This is a genomic window from Microcoleus sp. CAWBG640 (genome assembly GCF_020883015.1).
Taxonomy (GTDB): Bacteria; Cyanobacteriota; Cyanobacteriia; order Cyanobacteriales; family Microcoleaceae; genus Microcoleus; species Microcoleus anatoxicus.
Genome location: NZ_JAHRFC010000016.1, coordinates 57,958 through 77,546 on the forward strand (window position 1 = coordinate 57,958; position 19,589 = coordinate 77,546).

The window sequence follows — 19,589 nt, forward strand, 5'->3', positions numbered from 1 at the left end:
CTTCCTTGGGATTATAAATTCAAGAGCCAGAAACATTATCCAACTGCTGGCGGCCGTTGCGAACTACCCGCAGCGCATCGCTCAGCTTACGCTCAATATCATCGAGAACTTGATCCGCGTAGTCGTCGGCTCCGTTTTGAATTTCCTCGCATTCAGCCATCACCCTCGCTCTCATTTCTGCCAATTCTTCTTGAGCTTGATAGCGAATTTGTTCAACTTCCGCCAGCGTCGCTTGCTGAATTGCTTCACAGTCAAGCAATACCTGTTGTCGCAACTGATCCGCTTCCACCTTCGCCTGTTGGATCAGGCCCATATCGTTTAAAAGCTCTGCCGCTCGCTGTTCTGCCGCTTCTATGACTTCTTGAGCGTAGAGTTCGGCCTCTTGCAGCAAGTCGTCCTTGTGTCGGATAATCAACTCGGCTTCCTGAAAGGCTATGGGCAAATTTAGCCTCACCAAGTCTAGCTGGTCAAGTAACTGTTCTTCATCTACCAGAGTACGTCTGGTCATGGGGATACGCGGACTGTCGAGAACAATTTCCTCAAGCCGATTCAATTCCCGCTGGATGTCTACTCCTGCGGTTCTGCTGTCGTCTCCGAAGGCGGCTGGGTGCTGAGGTGTTTCGTTCTCAGTTGTGCGTCCGGTGCTGTTGGGTTCGATACGAGTTGGTTCCTGCTGGCGTAACATTGGTAAATATCTAGGGCGACGTGTTTCGGAACAAGATGATCTACGGAGCCACCAAACTTGGCTATTTCTTTAACTACACTACTACTTAAAAAGCTGTAGGCGTTAGAAGTCGCCAAAAAGACTGTTTCAATTTCACCTAACAGGGTTTTATTGGTGTGGGCCATCTGGAGTTCCATTTCAAAGTCTGTTAATACTCGCAGCCCCCGTAGCAGCACTTTGGCTTGTCGGATTTTAGCATAGTTTACTGTCAAACCCTCAAAACTATCTACTTCTACGTTTGGCAAGTGTTGGGTAGAGCGCCGAATCTGTTCTATCCGTTCTTCTACGGTGAATAGAGGGACTTTGCTGGGATTTCGGACTATGGTCACGATTACTCGATCGAACAGTTTACAGCCTCGCTCGATGATATCTACGTGACCCAAAGTAATCGGGTCAAAGCTGCCTGGATAAATTGCAATCACAAATTGGGCCCGATGCGGTAATTAACAGGACTAAAGGAAAAATACCAGTTTCTCGGAAAACTCTTGAGTTTGTCAAGGAAGCGAATGAGCCTTGTAGAAAGTTTCGAGGCTTTGCTTGTCGCCCACAAACCGCCAGTGCCAAGGTTCGTAACTGACTTTTTGGCGATTGTTTTTGGGGAAGGACATTTCAAAGCTAAAGGAAGTGGCGTTAGCTTCTAGCCACTTGAATGCTGGGGTATCTTCAAAGCTGGTACTGAGGTTTGCCGATGAGACACTGCCGTCTCCCAGGTCGATCGCGTACCCGGTATGATGTTCGCTATATCCTGGAGGAGCGCTAACTTCCGCCCGCTTGCTAACATCTTGCTTGCGTTCGGCTTTCACGTCAAAAAATACGTGTTGTTGGTCTTCCAGGGAACGAAAGCCGGATATGGGAGCAAAATATATGCCTTGGGCGGCAGCCGCGTTTGCCATTTCTTGATATTTGGCGGCTGCGGCTTTGCGGAGTTTGATCCCGCCGTCTCCGGTGACGGCTACCAAGTCAGAGGCTGGTGCTTCTTGATAAGGTAAATGTCCCAGTAGTTTGTCCGGTGTTGCCGTACTGCTTTTTGAGTTAGCAACGGGACTTGTGGGTGAGGGGGAACTTGCCGATACTGGGTTTGGTTGACTTTGTTCTGCCCTACTGGTGTCTGGGAAAAATTTAAAGTTGAGGTGCAGCCAAATGCTGACCCCAAAGGCGACTACGCCCAACGCTAGGAGTTTCCAAATCAGCCCTTTTTTTCTGGACTGACTAGGCTTGACTTCAATATATGGATGGTCTCGTACTGCTTCTGGAATTTCGTCAATCCCAAGCTCTGATGCTTGCGGGGGTTTTCTTGATAGACTCGCGTTATCCAAGCCAGCTTCGCTCCTGCACTTCAATAAGGCTCAACGTTACAAATTGTAGACTGATATTGCCCAAAGTCATTGGGAATTGGGAATTGGGAATTGGGAATTGGGAATTGGTTATTTGCAAGCAATGCCCCATGCCCCTTCCCCCATCCCCCCAAGGGGGGATGGGGGAAGGGGGACGAAAGAGAAGACTCCTGTCCCCCCCTTCTTAAGGGGGGCTAGGGGGGATCTGGCCTTAATAGTCAAACAGCAGTCTGTGACAGGGTTTGACGTTAAGTTGACACTAATGCCCATGCCCGATGCCCCTATAAGATTTACCCAAACTGCGTTAAGAATCGGAAAGCATTCAGAACATGAGTAGCGCAGACATAAGGCGAAGTATTATAAAAAGCTTGCCAAGCCGCTGCCTTATCTTCGTCGTATCTATCTGCTCTTTCCAAGTGTTTTTCCAGCCAATTGAGCCTGACAGCGTGACCGATCAATACATCTAAGACGATGTACTCTTCTATTTGTAGCTCTGGGTTGCGTTGGGCGATCGCAGCCAACTCCATCAATGCCTCAATATTAACCTGTCTGTACTCAGGCGCAACAATTTTATTCAGCAAATGCTCCACCTGTAGAGCAAAATTCTTTTCACCAGGAGTCATTTCCGATAAAATCACCTCACTATCCAACCGATTTCGGCGTTCCAACTTATCCCCAATAATCAAGCCCTTGCAGTGACGCAGCATTCCCCAAACATTCGGATAAAAATCCTTGGGAACCCGATTGACAGCACCTTCCATTTGTCGCTTCCTGCGCCATCCACCCGCCGGCATTTGGGACTCGGACGAAACAGGCGCGACCACCCATTCTATTTCTTTTTCCGATTGTTTGACCCGCAGAGATTCTTGCTGTTTCAGGACTTGATTCATTTCCTCATACTCTGACAAAACTTGGCGCAGGCGGTTTTTAATTTCAAAGGGACTTAACTGCATTAAATCTTCGTAAGCTTCATTTTGCGTGATTCCCAATTCGCGGGCCAATTCGCTAGTTAGCAACAGAATAAAATAGCTAACTCTCAGGGTCAAAAGTCCTTTAAATAACTGAGGTTCTGCTTTAATCAGCAAACCAAGGTAGATCAAAACTTCTTGGGTGAGAACTCGATCGCGAACGTCTTCGCCGCAGAATTGGCGAATTTTGTCCATCACTTCCATGTAAGAACCAGGTCGAGAAATCAGGGAAGCTTCGCTGTAAGCTTTCCCCACAGAAATCTGTTTTTGTCGAACCAAAATATCCGTCACGGCATCGGACAAGCTGATATCAATCTTATCCAGCAAACCAGCAGCATAACGGATGACTGCCCATTCTATTTTAGATTGGGAACTGTCTCCGGCTTTAGTATAAACTTCCTTGAGCAAATCTACAACTTTAACACTTTCTCCCTGGGTTCCAAATCCAGTATCAAAGTCCATCCCTTTGAGACGTACTAGGGTGTGGAGTAACTCTATTTGTTCGTACAAATTTTCTGATTCCCGCAGGCTTTTTAGCAAGAAGCTAGTATTAGTTTCGCACTCTAATTTAAATTCTTGAGTGTGACCCAAAGGCCCTGTTATTTCAGGATTGTAACGGAGATAGCTCGGCAATTCTACAGCACCTGTAACTGGAGATTCCGTAAAATCAAAATCGTGAAGAAAGTCAATTTTTTCCGTACCAGCAGTCAGGATTAATTGATTGAGATTCCCCAACTTAACAGGCGTATTTTTGCAGTGTCCATCCCGGAGTTCTTTCATCAAGTTTAACAAAGCTTCCCGACCAGTTTCCAGCATTCTGTGAGTCAGCATCAGGGTTACTGTCGGTCGTCCCAACTGAGACCAATGACGGTGAATGTAAGCTAATTCACTATTGATTTGAGATACTAAAAAGTGGTAATCTAGGGTTAAATAAAACTCTTGTCTGTCGAGAAAAGAGGGCAGAAAGACGATCGCCTCTCCGCGAATTTGGAACACCCTTGAAGTGGTCAAACTCCGTAGCCTGCGAACGGGACGGCCGGTCAAGCCTAATTGGTCATTGCGTCCTATTTGGGTGTAAATGGCTGATAATTCTTTAGTTTGACGGACTTGAATTGGTTCTACCTGTTTTGGAGTTTGGGCTGCAATTCCATTGGCTGCTAATTCTGCTTGCAAATCTTCGTCTTCAGCTAACAGTGCAATTTGGACTAGAGGTTCTCTGTGCCGCCCCACTGAGAGGTGTCTTCCCAGGGGATCTATATCACCAATGGCGATTAATCCATCGTTTAATAATTGACCTAAAAAATACAAACTTTGCGCCCAAACTAGGGGAATGTTTTCATTGGGTAAACGCTGTTGGCTGCGGGGATTTGATTTTTCGGCATTGATATTTTCGGCAGGGATATAATACAATTCTGGTAGCAGAGATAAACCAGATCGCTCAACGGCCAGAGATGCTAAACGCTGCTCGTACTCTTGAACCTGGGCTTGATTTCCCTCAAATATTCCGTCTAATAATAGGTAAGTGAAAAACAGTGGCCACTCGCATTCAATGTGCTCGAACTGCTTTAATTCTGTGGGTTCGTAGTGGAGGCGATCGCCATCTTCCAATACTGTTTGGTGTCCATCCCGTAGAAACCTTTTGCAGCCGTAATTTCCCTGCAATTTATCGATAATTTTATTTCGGGTTCGTTCAACTAATTGTTTGTCTTCTACTGCAAAAGCGGGAAAACTAATGATGCTCAACAAAGCCGCATCTACTTCCTTGGAACTCGATTCGCGAGGCAAAAGCGATTCTAATGTCATCCGAGTTCGGGCAATTTCGTCTGGCAAAACGTGAATTACAGAGGCTTGAGAGCCGTTTAAGCCAAATAAATCTAATCCATTTATCGCTTCAAGTGCTGCTTTTGCCATTCCTACGGAACTGGCATTTAATTCGGCATTGCCCCGATTAATTTTATTGCCTCTTTCCCAAATTCCATAATCGGGTGTGCGGTAGGATCTACCAATATAGTACACTAAATTCTGCACGAAATTGACTTCATCGATTGTGAAAATAATGTGCAATCCTGAAGCTGTCATTTGAGCAAGCATTAGCAAGAATATAGATGTTGCATCTAACTGCAAGTGTCCCCACTCATCATCGCCGACAACAATATTGCCCGTCTGGGTATTGTATTTGGCGTGTAAGGCATCTAGGGGTAACTGGGTATTTTTAAATTTTTCTACTTTATTGGCTTGTTGCATCATCGCAAACATCAAGCCTCGCATCAGTTTTACTGTACTGTGTTCGAGTTCAAATGTTTTAGCCCCATCGCTATCAATTTTACGGTAAGCTAAGCCCAAGCCCCAAACTGCGAGGATGCTGTAAACGTTGTCGCGTACCCAAGCATCGGTGTAGTCGCCGTGGGCGTTAACGGCGGTACTCGCTGGGAGTAAGCCGGTAATTGGGTTCTGCCGCTTGAGTATGACAGTTTTGATTTGTTGGTAGTAATAATCTAACCTGCTTTGCCGCTGAGCTGTTGCGATCGCCATTTCGTTTTCCTTGTACTTTTTTCCTGAAGCTAGCTGAGTTGCTCTGAATAGACTTTTAAATATATCAGAAATTAGATTGCTCTGTGTCTCTCAACTTTTATTTTTCTGAGCGTCGAGTTGTCATAGTTTCTGCTTCGTCTAGGATTTGACAGTAACTTTAAGTCAATCTTAGTCCATAAAATATATTTTGAATCGAAGTTAACATTTTGTTAAAAATTTCTACTTTGTAAATAATCTGGAGGTAATTACCATGTCTCACCGCCATCACCATAACAACAATAATGCTCCTTTTGTAAAAATTGTCTATTCTACAATTAAAGTCAATGGCAAAATAGAGTTAGTCCCGATGGAATGGTACGCAGATGGCTCTGTTAAAAAGAGCGATCGCTAATTAGGTCGATCGATTGTAGATTTTAGATTGGGGATTTTGGATATGAGTATTCCCCTTCTTCCCTTTTCCCTCTTCCCTCTTCCCTCTCCCTTCTGGTATAACTACCTGTGTAGGAATCTCCCATCAAAAAATATGGATCGATCGCGCTCACAATTTTCTGTGCTGGGACTACCAGTTCACATCTTAGACGATCATGCAGGTTGGCTGATAGAGCGTCTGCATCAAGGATTAGGAAGTCACGTCGTCACGCTGAATGCAGAGATGGCGATGCAAGCCGAGAAAAATCAGGCTTTAGCCGATATAATTAGTTCTGCGGAACTCGTGATTCCAGACGGTGCCGGAGTCGTGCTGTACTTGAGAATGCGAGGTAAAAAAGTCAACAGATTTCCGGGGATTGAATTAGCAGAGTCCTTGCTGCAACAAGCGGCCAAATTGCCGCATGGGGAATCAGTATTTTTCTTTGGAGGTGCGCCCGGAGTGGCGATCGCAGCAGCAGAAACTTGGCAACAGCAGATGAACGGAATATCTATTATATCTCAACATGGCTATCTCTCACCTGAAGAAGAACCAGAATTCCTGGAAACCCTGAAAAAAATCCAACCCAAAATGATTTTAGTCGGATTGGGAGTGCCGCGTCAAGAGTTTTGGATTGCCAAACACCGACATCTTTGTCCTCAATCTATTTGGGTAGGAGTAGGTGGCAGTTTCGACATTTGGGCGGGAACAAAAACTCGTGCTCCGGCTTGGTTTTGCGACAATCATTTAGAATGGTTGTATCGACTTTATCAAGAGCCTTGGCGCTGGCGTAGGATGTTGGCTTTGCCACAGTTTGCATTCAAAGCATTGGGCAATTTGCGAGGGTGAATAAATTGTAGGCGCTACACTGATAATATAGCAGTCACCAAGGCTATACGCTCAGGATAAACTCCCTCGAAATATCCTAATCATCTTGGTGGTTGCTATAACAACTCATCTACTTAAAATCAATTATGACAGCCCTTCCTCAAAGTAAAGAACCAGTCATTCCCTCTGAAGCCGATACTCAACTGTCTCAGCTAGGTAGTCGCATTCTGGCTGCTTATTTTCTGACAGTTCGCACTTCAACTCAAAAAATTAAAATTGTTGAATCCAATGGTAACGAACAAGTAGTTGATATTCCTTTTGTCGCTTTCCAACTTTTGTTTGAGATCCTAGAACAAATAGCCCAAGGTAAAGCAATTACCTTAATTCCTATTAATGCCGAACTCACCACCCAAGAAGCGGCCCAATTGCTAAACGTATCCCGTCCTTACTTAACGAAATTGTTAAAATCAGGGGAAATTCCCTTTCATCAAGTCGGAAGACATCAACGTATCCGCTTTGAAGATGTTATGAAGTATAAGAAATGGATTGATAATGAACGTTTAAAAGTGCTTGATGAACTGGCATTCCAAGCACAAGAACTGAACATGGGCTATGAGTAATTATGGCCTCTAATCCGATCGCCTTATATGATGCGTGCGTATTATATTCTGCCCCATTACGCGATTTTATGAATGGATAATTCCTTCTCTTAATTTACCAGATCCTAACGATCGACATATTCTAGCAGCAGCTATCAAATCAGAGGCTAGTGCGATCGTTACATTTAACCTCAAGGACTTTCCACCGTTGATTCTCGACCAATATGAGATTGAGGCTCAACACCCAGATGATTTTATCTTAGACTTAATTGACTTGAATTACTTAAAGGTTGCTAACGCTGTAACAACCTGTCATCAACGTTTGAAAAATCCCCCTAAATCTCTCGATGAATACTTGGAAATTTTGCTGAAGCAAGGGTTACAAAGTACCGTCAAAAGTTTACAACAAATCTACAAATAAAGAAACGGGTTTTTGTTGGTTTGTATTCGACATCAGCAAAGTCTGATATCAAATCTGTTAGCATCGGAATAGTAAATTCGAGTTGACTGTTGACTGTCAAACATTAACCGTCAACAGTCAACATCATTCCGGTGTAACCGGAATTGATATGAGCCGATCGCCTAGTCGCTTTTTCGAGTGACACTCATTTGAGTTACAATAGACCGATCGCGATTAAACGATATAAGGAGAATCGATCGCCTTGGCCCGTTTAATCGCCACCAAAGTCTGGTAAATCAAAGCTGAAATCTCTCCACGGGTGACATCCCGCTGCGGCGAAAGCCAATCGCGGGAAGGATAATTAACCACAATCTTCAAGCTAGTTGCTGTACCGATCGCACTTAAAGCAAAATTAGGGATTTGAGAGCGATCGGTGTATACTTTCAGAGTGTCAGCATTTCCGCCCTTCAGTTCCAAACCATTCACCAAAGACACGATCGCCTCAGTCTTAGTCAAATTCAAATTCGGGCCAAACTTCAACCCCGGAAACCCCGACAAAAACCCAGCCCGATTCGCCCGTTCGATCGCACTTCTGGCCCAAAAACTAGCAGAAACATCAATAAAATTCGTAGCAGGCATCTTCGGAACCGGACTAAACGCAGTCACCAACAACGAAGCATATTGAGCTCGATTTAAACTCTCATCAGGTCGAAAAGAACCATCCGGCATACCACTAATTATATTCGCTGCCGCCAGGGCCTCAATAAACTTCTGGGCCCAATGTCCAGAAATATCACTAAACCTCGAATCACCAATATTCGGATTACCGCCACCCTTTCTCACCGCCGCTTGCACAGCTTGAAAAGCATTCACTTTCCCGTAACCGAACCAATCGCTACGCTGATTTTGAGTGTCATAAGTACCCATGCGAGTACCCAACTGGGGATCGGGATCGCCATCAACAATTTTGTCAGCAGTTTGTTCCAGAATTCCCCGCACTTCCCGCGCCGTCAAACGGGGGTTGGCCGAAAGTACCAAAGCTGCCACCCCAGCCACTAGAGGAGTGGCGCTGGAAGTACCGCCAAAGGAGTCGGTATAGTCCCCTGGATCGTAACCCTCGGTCCCGATGCGATCGGTAGTAAATATTCCCAAACCGGGCAAATCTTGCGTCACCTCCGGCGGAGTGCTGATATATCCGGTTTGCTGCATCCAAGTTCCCGGCGGGGCGTTGTTGCTGGGGGCGGAAACCGAGATGCTGCCACCCCAATTGCTGTAGGCTGCTTTTTTATTCAGGGAAGTGGAAGCTGCAACCGCAATCACGTCTGGGTGAACGGCAAATCCACTCAGCCATCGAGTTTGACCCTTGATGATGTCATCGGGCCAGCCTTTTTCGTTAATCGTACCGTTGACTGGGCGGTTGGCATTGCCGGCTGCGAAGACAATGACGCAACCTCTGCCACCGCGCCCTAGGGTGGCTGCTTTGGTGATGACGGCACTTTGTCTGAGGGAAAGCGGAAAATAAACCGCTGATGGCCCCCAACTGCAAGAAATGACGGCGGCCCCTTTGTCGATCGCCCAATTGAATATTTGTTCAACAGAATCATCGTCCAGGTAGCCTGTAGTACGGATGGGCATTAGGGCGCATCCAGGGGCGACACCGACAATGCCTTTGCCGTTTTCTTCCGCGACGGCGACACCCGCGCAGGATGTGCCGTGGTTGTCGGAGTCGAGGACTGGCATTGGGGACAAGTCGCCGTCTTTTAAATCCAGGGGAAAAACGATTTTGCCTTGGCCTTGAAAATCGGGGTGTGTCATGTCCACGGAATCGTCGGCGATCGCGACTACGATCGATCGTATTCCGCGAGTAATGTCCCAGGCTTTTTCGGCAAAAACGTGAGAACCTATTGCCATTTGGCTACCGCTTCTGTTATTGAGATACCACTGTCGGGGATACAGCGGATCGCGGGGGATATAGTGGTGTTGAGTTTGTACTATAATGTTTGGTTCTGCAACGAGAACTTCTGGGTATCTGGTCAAACGGTTGGCTATTTTGACTGGGTTTTCTGTGGCTTGTTTGGTGACTTCATAGATAAATGTGTTGGGAATTCCTTCTACTTGTCGGACCATTTTTAATGCTGCTGCATTGGCGATCGCATTTCGCGATTCTTCTTTTAGTGGTTCGGTAAATTGAATGGTAATTCGATCGGTTAAATAAAAGAATGTACCCGGATTGTTGGCGGGACAATAGACGTGGCTAGCAAAAGCAACGGCATCGCTGGCCCTGGCCGCTTGCATGGCGGTATTGAGAAGGGCGGGCACAACTAGATATTCTTCTAGATTGCTGTTGGCGACGCGGCGGATGAGTTTGGCTTGGGCTTTGACTAACCAAGGGTTTGAGGCTGATGCTGTGGATGAGGGGCGGACTGTAAAGCGATCGGTCGCTTTTGACAGTAGCACTTCATCTCCTCCGCGTTGCAAAATCAATGCCAGACTTTCATCTGGGACTCCTATACCTTGATAATTTTGTAAGGTTGTGGCAGAAAGTGCGCTCGGTTGTGTCATCAGAAATGCCTTTGTTCAGTTTTAATGCAATTTTACAATTTAATTTTCCCGCACTATAGCAGTTTCTTTTGAAGTGAGGTAGGTACCTAGCAATTTGCAATTCACGCTTTGTAGGGTACGTCGCTATGAGATATTCCGTGGAACTTGCAGATTCTAGAAGGCGACGCACCTGAATATTGGCCGCAAAAAGTTAAGGGATTGTCAATTATTTCCTAGCACGGCTACCTGTCTAAAGAGCAAGAAAACGACTTGCAGGAAACCCTCAAAAGAATGCAGCCACCAATCATTTTTTTGGTTTGGGAGTGCCTCTCCGAAAATTTTGGATTGCCGAAAACATTCAAAGTTCGATGGTTAAAGACGCAGCGATCGCTACCCAACTGCAAGCCTTAGCTAACAAAAATCCCCGCCATTTTAGGCTAGGGAAAAAGGCAATCTCAAGTTATCGGTAAGTTGTCACCCACATCCTCGGTCATGAATTCTTCTTCCTTGATGCCAATCGGCGCGACGGAATGCCCTCCTGAACCACCAGGATTGGAGAACCGCAAAGTCCCGATCGCCGAGCCTGATGTGTTCAAACTCGTCCGTAATGCTGCTAAAACATCATTAGGGGAAGTTTTGACCGTGGTGTCCCGATCGACCAAACCAGTTGCATACCAATAAGCAATCTCGCGCTGAAGCTTCGTATTCCCTTCCAGATTCAAATCCGCCGCCCGTTCGGCGCCAAAATCTTGGGGACGAATCTTACCCTCGTACATCAACAAACTCAGTGCTGCCAGCCCTTCGCAATGACCGTTCTTCATGGTGCTATTCGCCCACTCCATCCATTTTTCGGCGGTTGGAGTCAAGGAAAAACTACCGTCACTGCGGCATTTGAAAGTTATACCAAAAAGTTCAGGGTAATCAGCATGGATGACTCAACTAACATCAGTCCGGTTGAATTTCCTTTCTTTTTCAGTCCGCGCAGGCGGACTTTGTTTGTTTAGCAGCGGTTTCAACCGCCGGGATATTTCCGAATCGCCTGCGATTTTCTTCATTTAATCCAAAATCGCTCCCCCCCTTTGACATTTCCCCAAATTTGGTTTACACTCATCCGGTTGCGATCGCCAATGGTAAGATCTGCTCAAGCTAAATATCTTTTTTAAAGCGCCCAGGGCGCAAAGTAATTTCATGGTATACTCTGGAACTGTTTGCTGGCTTCGCTCCACCGCCCGGATTAGCATTGTGGCGATCGCAGCTTTGCTCCTATTACAACCGCCCCAAGCCCAAGCACAGCAACCTTCTGGGCTAGATAACAAACCCCAAGTCGAACCCGTAGATGACCCTACGGACCCAAACAATCTCCGTCCCGTTATCCAAAACAACAGCCTCTTGAGCATTCCCGGAGGTCAGCGTTTAATGACAGAAGCTAGCAACGCTATTTCCAACCAGAACTACACTGTAGCTTCTCAAAAACTTCAAGAATCCCGCCAAATTTTCAATCAATTGTCCAATTTCTACCAACAACTGTCCAGCAGTTTTGCCGGAATCGACATCCGCATCGCTGACAGCAACCGCACCAAAGCCGTCGATACAGCCCAAATGCGTGACGAAGCCACCTATCGGCTGGCGTTGGTACACCGAGCCCAAAATAAGCCGGAACTGGCTGTTCCACTGCTGATCCAGATTATTCGTTCCCAGCAGCCAACTCGCGACTTGGGCAAAAAAGCTTACCAGCAGTTAGTGGAGTTGGGGTTTGTGGATACGCCCTATCCTCGACCAGCCAGCAGCACTCCCCCGACTCCGCCTAAGAAATAGTTCCACTAAAATCTAAATTGCAGCCGTTTATCCCAAAAAAAAACTAATGGTTACACCATCTCAAGTAGCGGAAATGATTCAGACTGGATTGCCAGACGCTAAAGTAAAAGTTGATGATTTAACTGGTGGTGGCGACCACTACCAAGCCAGGGTAGTTTCTGCCGCCTTTGAAGGGAAAAGCCGAGTACAGCAACATCAACTGGTGTATGGTGCGCTCAAACAAGCAATGGCTAGTGAAGCCATCCACGCTTTGGCTTTGCAAACTTTCACTCCCGCAGAATGGGACGCGCAAAGTCAAGTGGCTTAATTGTTGAGCGAGCAATTGAGTTCAGAAATTGGTTAATGTGTCAATAGTTGCTTAACCAGCAACTGTCACTGTTGAAAATTATTCAAGCAATATTTAGGAGCGACCATGAGTACAGCAGCACATCAAAGAATTGACGACTTGGTTAAACAAAACAAAATCATGGTCTTTATGAAGGGCAATAAATTAATGCCCCAGTGCGGTTTTTCTAACAACGTAGTGCAAATTCTCAATACCTTGGGAGTGCCTTACGAAACTGTGGATGTTTTGGCAGACCAGGAAATTCGTCAGGGAGTAAAAGAATATTCCAACTGGCCGACAATTCCCCAAGTTTATATTAACGGCGAATTTGTTGGTGGCTCGGATATTCTGATCGAAATGTATCAGAAAGGCGAATTGCAAGAAGCCGTAGAAGTTGCTTTAGCCTCTTAAATCATGGGAGGGCAGAAATTTTGGAGTTCTGAATTTGGAACTCTAAATTTTCCTAAATTCCCAAATTCCCAAATTCCCAACCTTAACGGCTGTAGGGCGGACACTGCCGACCCTACAAAAATATGATTTTTTGTGCCGACAGATTCCAAACTGCTGACTATTACAGATAAATTTTGTATTAGTAATAGCCGGATTCAGGCTGGGGCATGGGCATTTCAAAATTGGAGGGGTCGTGAATATAACGGGCGGCTTCTTCCTCCAATCTGTGAATCAGGTAGGGTTCTAAACCGTTTGAATGACGGAGGGCTGCCAAATACCCGTCTAAGTAGAGTCGCAGGTCATCAAAACGATAACCTCTATTCCACATTTCGACGAGGGCGTCGGTGAGTTTTTGGTAGTGCCGGATGGTTTGGGTGTCTTGAAGCATGGTGTGAGGTTGAAATCCTTTGTGGTTAGTACAATGACGGCGGGATTTAGAAAATGCTTCGACTGTGGCCCAATTGCTCAGGTCTAGGCTATTGCTAAATAACAATTTCTACCCTGCTAACAGGTTACCCTCCATAAAAAATTTCACGGGCTAGTTGGCACGACTCAAAGTGTGTAAACGCTAGATGGATGATTCATCCTGGGTTGAATAGAGTCGGGAAGTTATTTAATTTTATGGTCAAACTGTGTCAGTGGTCCGGCTACCGAGGGAACGGTGGTCGTTATTTTAGTTTGAGTTGGCAGATTTGTCAACTTCCCAGGAAGGGATTTTTGGTTGGGAATCTGTTTTTGCCGAGGATTGAGGCCGGCGAGTCGATCGAATGCATACTCTAATACTTTCATTGTAAGATAGTCACCAGAGCGCTGGAATCTTTCTGGAGTCTCAATCGGCAAAATTTGACAAAATTTTTAAAATTGTCACCCTTGTCTTGTTCATAGCTTTATAAGAAGCAACAGACACGACTTAAATCAAAACTCCAAACTCACAACTTAATATTCCCCAATCACAGCCATAAAGTTTTGAATCTTCACCAAAGTCCTCTGACAGGCTGTGGTGTCCGTGCAGGTGCGGGGGCTGGGGCAAAGACGGGACGGGCTGGAGGCGCAGTGGTGGGCTGCACGCTGCGACGTGGTTCCACTGTCGTTGTCGTTTCGGTACGAGTTGTTTGAGTTGTCGTAGTCGATCGCATACTATCCTGAAGCAATGTTTGCAAAGTCCCCGCTAAACCTTGAACTTTTGCTACCGCACCCCCAATTTTGGCAACATCTACATAAACTTCCGGCAAAGGATACTGTTTCAGGATTTCCAGCACCGAAACTTTCCCGTCATCGCTGGCTGCGAGGATCATCGCGGCGCGCAAAGCTTTGCCACTTTCTGTATTGCGTTGAGTCCGAATTGCTTGACCAACTTCGTCAGTAATTTTTTCTCCTGGGGTACTGTAGACTACCCGCGCTAGATTAGCTGGCTTTAAGCCAATTTCTAGGCTCATTAACCCGCGCAGGGTTCCCGCATCCATTTTTGACACTCCGATAATTTGTCGGATGGTGGTGGTAGTTGTACCGTTTTTCGCAAAGTCTTCTAAGTCGGTGACATTAATGGCTTGTCTGATGGGGCCAAAGGTGAGGACAACTTTTTCTGCGCCTAATGCTTTAGTATTGGTCGATAATATGCTAGCGCTTGCTCCCAAAAATACGGTGATGCCGATCGATACAAATTTTGTTAACTTCATAATTGACTGCAAAATTAAAACTAATTAGAGCTTCCTACACTATTGTAGATGCAGGAGTTATATTCTACAAGCTCGCGACCCTTTTTTTTGACAGCATCTACACCTACAAAAAAACTTGATAAATTGTTCTCAGGATTAAGTCGCTAGCCAACGATTGATTCTGTGGATTTCCCTGCATTATTTATTTGAAATAAATCTGAAAATTTATGTTAAAAAACAAGCGTAAATCCCCGAAGTCTAAACAAAAACAAAAACACACAGGATTCAGTAAAAAAGAAATAGCTGCCCAAAAACGTAAAACTTCACAAAAGCGCAATGAACTCATCCAGGCGATCGCGATTTACACCTTAATCAGCACCGTTGTCATCATCCCCCTATTATTTGTTACCCGCGCCAAACTTGCCATTGCAGCAGGCTTCGCCGTAGCAATCTTGCTATTTTCCTACAAATATCCCCGTCAAGCTCTGTGGGCATTTCTGATTTACCTACCTTTTAGCGGGACCATCACTTACGCCATTGGCGGCGGAAATGCAGCATTTCAAGTAGCAAAAGATGCTTTCTACATACCTGCTCTCATCGCCCTTATTCAAAGCTGCAAAAAGAAACAATTGCCCATCTTCCTTCCCAAAGAACTGATTTTTACCTTCAGCATCCTCTTCATGATGGCAATGCTGACTTTAATTTTTGTCAACGGGGATATGCAGCTTAACCCCATGAAGGGTGAGAAACCCTTGCTGCAAGGAATTGTCGGCTTAAAAGTATTGATCGGTTACATACCGCTGATCGCCAGTACCTATTATCTGATCCGCACTAAGAAAGATTTGATATTTTTTAGTCGAATGCACATCATTTTAGCGATCGTCTGCTGCATTTTGGGTTTAATTCAGTATCTATTGCTGCAAAGTGGGAGGTGCGCCGGCACGCGAGGAATGTCGGGAGCAGAGTTATATAAAGCCACCTTACAAGCTAGATGTTTGGTTGGTGGTTCTCTAGTATTTAGTCCCGAAGTCAAGTTTATCCGTTTACCAGGCACTTTTGTCGCCCCTTGGCAGTGGGCATGGTTTTTAATTTCCAATGCTTTTTTGACCTTTGCTGCTGCTTTTTGCGACCCTTCCTTCTGGTGGCGAACCATCGGTTTATTTGGCATGGCATTAGTATTTGCCAACGCCGTTATTTCGGGTCAAAGAGCTGCTTTAGTTATGGTTCCCGGTGCTACCTTTGTGCTACTAATTCTCACCGGTCAATTAGTAAATTTTAAAAGATTCATTCCCATTGGTGCAGGACTTGCTATCTTACTATTTGTCGGTGCAGCCATTAACCCAGGAATTATCGAGCAGCGGTGGGAGAGTTTTATTAACCGCTGGAATGCCGCGCCACCCCAACAGTTTCTGTTTAATCAATTCGAGCAGAGCCATAATTTTATTATTGACAGAAATCTGGGGAGAGGTGTGGGAAGAGCGACGAATTCAACCCGGACTTTTGGTGCAACCCAACTCATAGAAACTTTTCAACCTAAGTTGATGTACGAACTCGGTTATCCGGGAATGATTGCTTTTCAGCTCATGGTGTTACACTTAGCTTTTCTCACTTTTAGAGCTTACCGTTCTGTGAAAGACAAAAGTTTACGGACCTATGGAGCTAGTTTTTGGGTATTTGTGGCATTTATTACCATCAATACTCAATACTATCCGCTGGATGTAGATCCAGTATCAGTTTATTACTGGGTTTTGGCTGGGGCTATCTTGAAGTTGCCAAAAATTGACAAACAGGTGCAGGAGGAAAAAAACGAGGAAGTTGATGTAGATGAATTACCCGATCGCCAACAATTAAAGGAGAAAAAGATTCTAGCATCTTCCCCCATTTGAAAATAGAGACTAGGCGATTGAAATAACTCAAAAGTAAACGAAGTCCACTCCTAGCGGACTCCGAGAAAATTTTAAATTTTGAGTGGGATTATTGAGGTTGCCAAACTGGAGTGCTAGCATTCAAGTCATTGTTACTACTCAATTTAATCACTCCCGAACCGTCGCGATTGATTACATACAAATTGCTTTTGTCCCCTTTAATATCATTAAAAGTAAAAGCAATTTGCTGGCTATCAGAAGACCATGCTAATTGAGAAATTCCTGACAATTCTAATTGAGCAGCTAACGGAGTCAGCTTGGAACCGTCAGCATTAATTGTGTAGAGTTTTTGTTGGTAAAAATCTCCGGTGGCGAAGGCGAGATTTTTGCCATCGGGAGACCAGGAAAGTGCGTCGTATCTGGTGGGCTTTTTGGTGATATTTTGGGCGGTTCCGCTGTTAATATCGATCGCATAAACATCTTGCTGTTTGCCACCCCTATCCCCCGCTTTGTTGTAATAGTAGGCAAGCCGGCGGCTGTCTGGCGACCAAAATAGTTTGATGTTGTAAGCTTGATTTTGGGGATTGTTCGTCAGTTGTTTGAGGTTGCTACCATCAGTATTGATGGTGTAAATTTGTTGTTGAGGATAGGTTCCCAACCAGAAAGCAATTTTGGTGCGATCGGGAGACCAAACAAGTTCGCTACCACCCGAAACATATTCTCCTGGGGTTTTAGTTAATTGAGTCATGCCCGAACCATCTGCATTCATTTTGTAGATGTTCTTGTCTTTAACAAATGCTACCTGTTGGGCATCCGGTGACAGGTAAAATTCCGAAGAAATTTCAGTTTGAGGCGGTTGTCCTCCTACTGCCAAATTCCGAACTAATTTAGTTCCTTTAATACCTGTAGTCTCGCTGGTATACAGAGATTGACTACCCGGTGTATCCGATGTAGAACCGTCGCAAGAACGCCCAAACACAAGTTTTTGACTATTAGAAGCCCAGGCAATTCTAAAATTAGCTGCTTTGCAGAAATCTCCAGAAAATTGTTTAGTTAATTGAGAACCATCCGCATTGACTGTATACATCTCCGTATCGCTACCCACGAAAGCCAGCCGCTGGCCGTTGGGAGACCAAGCAAGGGCGGGACTAACATCTATGTTGGGGGCAAGTTCGCGACGCCCAGAGCCATTGGTATTGACTGTAAATAAACTGTTTCTTACCTCGCCACCACGCCTCTGAAGCGCCAAAAATGCCAGTGTCTTCGGTTTTTGAGCTGCGGGTGCGGGAGGGCTTGAGAGGCTCAAAAACAGGGTGATGAAGAGTGTGAGTGAAAATAGGGCGATCGCACCAATTCGCCATGTTTTTTTTAAACGCATTTTGTCAATTTATCTCCTTAGTTGTCAGTCGGGCGGTTTCAACTCACAACTAATTCCAGCGGAAGGGTTGTGAGTCACAAAGCTGAACAGTGTTAAAGTGTTTGTCGATCGATATGTCGCGACAACATCAAACTCTGTTTGATTCTACCAATAATTACCTCAATCATTTTTTTGCGCGATGGATTTTTTGCGGTGGGAGGCATCCCCAATTCCAAACAAATCAAACTCAAATCCGTTGCAGTCATAGACAACAACTTTTTCCTCACCTCTTCTTCCTTACCATTTTTAGCTTTCAAACGCAGTTGTTCATAGATTTGGAGTACCTGTTCCGGCGATAAACTAGCAGGTTTATCCGTAGTTACCTCTGGTGGAGATACCGTCGCTTCAGAGACTTTGGAAATGGCAGAAATTCCTCCCCGCCGGACTTTAGCCTCAATCCTAGTTAGTTTCCGAGAAACCTCGCGCAGGATTTCCTTAAGTTCGCTAATTTCATCAACTAACTGCGAGGTTTCTTCATCCTCACCCAAACTTTCTTTTTTAATCATTTTAGATACTCCGCACACTCACTCCAAAGTTGTTCAAATTCCCTAACTAATTCTCGTGGCAATTCTCCTTCATTAATAGCTCGTTTCAAACCGACACTTTCGCGAATAGTCGATTCTAAAAACTTAACTTCTATATTATTGTCTTTGGAGATATCAGCGCAAAGTCTTTTCACCTCTCTCATATAAAACTGAACCTCGTTAGTCAGCAATCCTCCATAGATTTTAGCTTTGTTCATAAACACTGCTATTTTGGGGAAAGGATAAGGTTCAATCCGCTTTTGCAACGAGTTTAAGACCAAACTCAATCCCCTAGAACCAAAGTAATCTGGATTTACGGGAATTAATACTAAGTCGCAACAAGAAAGTACGCTGTAAGTGAGGAGACTAAAGGAAGGAGAACAGTCAAACAGCATCAAATCATATTTAGGGAGAGTGGCAGATTTAGCTGGGTTGAGGGAGTTAACGGAGTTGGCAGAGTTGCTAATTTTGCTGATAAATCTGCGGATGAAGTCTTTAACATTTTTCCCATCAAATCCGTCCAGATCCAACCAATACAATTCTTCTACGGAAGGGACAAAATGTAACTGTTCATCAACTTGATAAATCGTGTCGAAACCAACGGGAAATTTAAAATTAGGTCCGTTTTTTTTAAACAGTTCGAGAGCATCGTAAATTGTGCGCCTTTCCCGGAGTGATTTTTCATACCACTTACCAAATTTGTCATCTAAATGACCTGTACTTTCATTAAGTCCGATCGCCTCTGTGAGGGACATCTGCGGGTCTAAGTCTAACATTAGAACTTCGAGGTCTGTGCCTTGGGATATAATATTTCCCAGGCTCCAAGTGACGGTGGTTTTCCCGACACCGCCTTTGAAGTTGATTACGGCTATGGATTTTGGAGTCATGGTTGCCTTTGTTTAGATTTTGCTCAAATATAAATTAAAACATATTGTGTGACTGAGTTCAGCTTGCGATCGCCTAGGAGGGTCAGGATTTGCCCAGGGTTCTCAAACTTAGACTTTGATAGTATATCATTGAAAATGGTAAAATTATTCCTAAATATCCCTGATTTAAGAAGCAAATAACTAAAAAATATCCTGTTATTTGCCAAACAGATTTAACTAAAATCAAGCCTGTCAAAACCAAGTCAAACTTTTAGATCAAGTCGCGATGGAAGCAAGTCTAGAACGGGAGCATCCCGATTTTTTCAGGGCGAAGCATGAC

The 19,589-nt window shown here is 44.9% G+C and carries 19 protein-coding genes; 8 read left to right on the forward strand and 11 right to left on the reverse strand.

Annotated features, from left to right (window positions below):
* Positions 1-19: 19 nt before the first annotated feature.
* The 4 genes from AAFP11_RS10940 to AAFP11_RS10955 form a co-directional block, all read right to left on the reverse strand.
* A complete protein-coding gene (locus AAFP11_RS10940; protein WP_341737089.1) occupies positions 20-685 on the reverse strand; it encodes a DivIVA domain-containing protein in 666 nt (221 codons plus the stop codon).
* Positions 568-1,146 carry a pantetheine-phosphate adenylyltransferase gene (gene coaD / locus AAFP11_RS10945; RefSeq protein WP_341737090.1) on the reverse strand — a complete coding sequence of 193 codons (579 nt, stop codon included), beginning with the start codon at positions 1,144-1,146 and terminating at the stop codon, positions 568-570. Before coaD ends, AAFP11_RS10940 begins: the two co-directional genes overlap by 118 nt.
* 72 nt (positions 1,147-1,218) lie before the next feature.
* A complete protein-coding gene (locus tag AAFP11_RS10950) occupies positions 1,219-2,040 on the reverse strand; it encodes a M15 family metallopeptidase (RefSeq protein WP_341737091.1) in 822 nt (273 codons plus the stop codon).
* A gap of 308 nt (positions 2,041-2,348) precedes the next feature.
* The gene (locus tag AAFP11_RS10955; protein ID WP_341737092.1) at positions 2,349-5,558 is read right to left on the reverse strand and encodes a glycoside hydrolase family 15 protein; all 3,210 of its coding nucleotides are present in this window, start codon (positions 5,556-5,558) and stop codon (positions 2,349-2,351) included.
* A 250-nt stretch (positions 5,559-5,808) separates the two neighbouring features.
* Here AAFP11_RS10955 and AAFP11_RS10960 point away from each other — a divergent pair, with 250 nt between their 5' ends.
* From AAFP11_RS10960 to AAFP11_RS10975, 4 genes are all read left to right on the forward strand, one after another.
* Positions 5,809-5,949, forward strand: a complete 141-nt coding sequence (locus tag AAFP11_RS10960; protein ID WP_341734694.1) for a hypothetical protein — start codon at positions 5,809-5,811, stop codon at positions 5,947-5,949.
* A gap of 132 nt (positions 5,950-6,081) precedes the next feature.
* Positions 6,082-6,813, forward strand: coding sequence for a WecB/TagA/CpsF family glycosyltransferase (locus tag AAFP11_RS10965; protein WP_341737093.1), 732 nt, complete (start codon positions 6,082-6,084; stop codon positions 6,811-6,813).
* A 125-nt stretch (positions 6,814-6,938) separates the two neighbouring features.
* The gene (locus tag AAFP11_RS10970) at positions 6,939-7,412 is read left to right on the forward strand and encodes a helix-turn-helix domain-containing protein (protein WP_341737094.1); all 474 of its coding nucleotides are present in this window, start codon (positions 6,939-6,941) and stop codon (positions 7,410-7,412) included.
* 34 nt (positions 7,413-7,446) lie between these two features.
* Complete coding sequence (locus AAFP11_RS10975) at positions 7,447-7,812, forward strand: PIN domain-containing protein (RefSeq protein WP_341737095.1); 366 nt, start codon at positions 7,447-7,449, stop codon at positions 7,810-7,812.
* Between the two features lie 213 nt (positions 7,813-8,025).
* Here the strand turns inward: AAFP11_RS10975 and AAFP11_RS10980 are convergent, their stop codons facing one another.
* Both AAFP11_RS10980 and AAFP11_RS10985 read right to left on the reverse strand, forming a co-directional pair.
* Entirely contained in the window at positions 8,026-10,353 is a 2,328-nt protein-coding gene (locus tag AAFP11_RS10980; RefSeq protein WP_341737096.1) for a S8 family serine peptidase, read from the reverse strand.
* Between the two features lie 434 nt (positions 10,354-10,787).
* Positions 10,788-11,198: a hypothetical protein gene (locus AAFP11_RS10985; RefSeq protein ID WP_341737097.1), complete on the reverse strand. Its 411-nt coding sequence runs from the start codon at positions 11,196-11,198 to the stop codon at positions 10,788-10,790.
* A gap of 322 nt (positions 11,199-11,520) precedes the next feature.
* Between AAFP11_RS10985 and AAFP11_RS10990 the strand changes: the two genes are divergently transcribed.
* The 3 genes from AAFP11_RS10990 to grxD all read left to right on the forward strand — a co-directional run bounded on the left by AAFP11_RS10990 (position 11,521) and on the right by grxD (position 12,883).
* Positions 11,521-12,147: a hypothetical protein gene (locus AAFP11_RS10990; protein WP_341737098.1), complete on the forward strand. Its 627-nt coding sequence runs from the start codon at positions 11,521-11,523 to the stop codon at positions 12,145-12,147.
* 46 nt (positions 12,148-12,193) lie between these two features.
* Positions 12,194-12,454, forward strand: coding sequence for a BolA family transcriptional regulator (locus AAFP11_RS10995; protein WP_340522120.1), 261 nt, complete (start codon positions 12,194-12,196; stop codon positions 12,452-12,454).
* A gap of 105 nt (positions 12,455-12,559) precedes the next feature.
* The gene (grxD, locus tag AAFP11_RS11000) at positions 12,560-12,883 is read left to right on the forward strand and encodes a Grx4 family monothiol glutaredoxin (protein ID WP_341737099.1); all 324 of its coding nucleotides are present in this window, start codon (positions 12,560-12,562) and stop codon (positions 12,881-12,883) included.
* A gap of 178 nt (positions 12,884-13,061) precedes the next feature.
* Here the strand turns inward: grxD and AAFP11_RS11005 are convergent, their stop codons facing one another.
* Both AAFP11_RS11005 and AAFP11_RS11010 read right to left on the reverse strand, forming a co-directional pair.
* Positions 13,062-13,310 (reverse strand): DUF6761 family protein, encoded by a 249-nt coding sequence (locus AAFP11_RS11005; protein WP_340522145.1) that lies wholly within the window; start codon positions 13,308-13,310, stop codon positions 13,062-13,064.
* A gap of 586 nt (positions 13,311-13,896) precedes the next feature.
* Positions 13,897-14,598, reverse strand: coding sequence for an alpha/beta hydrolase (locus tag AAFP11_RS11010; protein WP_341737100.1), 702 nt, complete (start codon positions 14,596-14,598; stop codon positions 13,897-13,899).
* 206 nt (positions 14,599-14,804) lie between these two features.
* Here AAFP11_RS11010 and hpsL point away from each other — a divergent pair, with 206 nt between their 5' ends.
* On the forward strand, positions 14,805-16,463 hold the full coding sequence (hpsL, locus tag AAFP11_RS11015; protein WP_341737101.1) for a hormogonium polysaccharide biosynthesis protein HpsL: 1,659 nt from the start codon (positions 14,805-14,807) through the stop codon (positions 16,461-16,463).
* Positions 16,464-16,551: 88 nt separating this feature from the next.
* Here the strand turns inward: hpsL and AAFP11_RS11020 are convergent, their stop codons facing one another.
* From AAFP11_RS11020 to AAFP11_RS11030, 3 genes are all read right to left on the reverse strand, one after another.
* Positions 16,552-17,820: a DPP IV N-terminal domain-containing protein gene (locus AAFP11_RS11020; protein WP_341737102.1), complete on the reverse strand. Its 1,269-nt coding sequence runs from the start codon at positions 17,818-17,820 to the stop codon at positions 16,552-16,554.
* A 92-nt stretch (positions 17,821-17,912) separates the two neighbouring features.
* The gene (locus AAFP11_RS11025; protein WP_341737103.1) at positions 17,913-18,365 is read right to left on the reverse strand and encodes a hypothetical protein; all 453 of its coding nucleotides are present in this window, start codon (positions 18,363-18,365) and stop codon (positions 17,913-17,915) included.
* Positions 18,362-19,270 (reverse strand): ParA family protein, encoded by a 909-nt coding sequence (locus AAFP11_RS11030; protein WP_341737104.1) that lies wholly within the window; start codon positions 19,268-19,270, stop codon positions 18,362-18,364. The genes AAFP11_RS11025 and AAFP11_RS11030 overlap by 4 nt, the downstream gene beginning before the upstream one ends.
* Between the last annotated feature and the right edge of the window lie 319 nt (positions 19,271-19,589).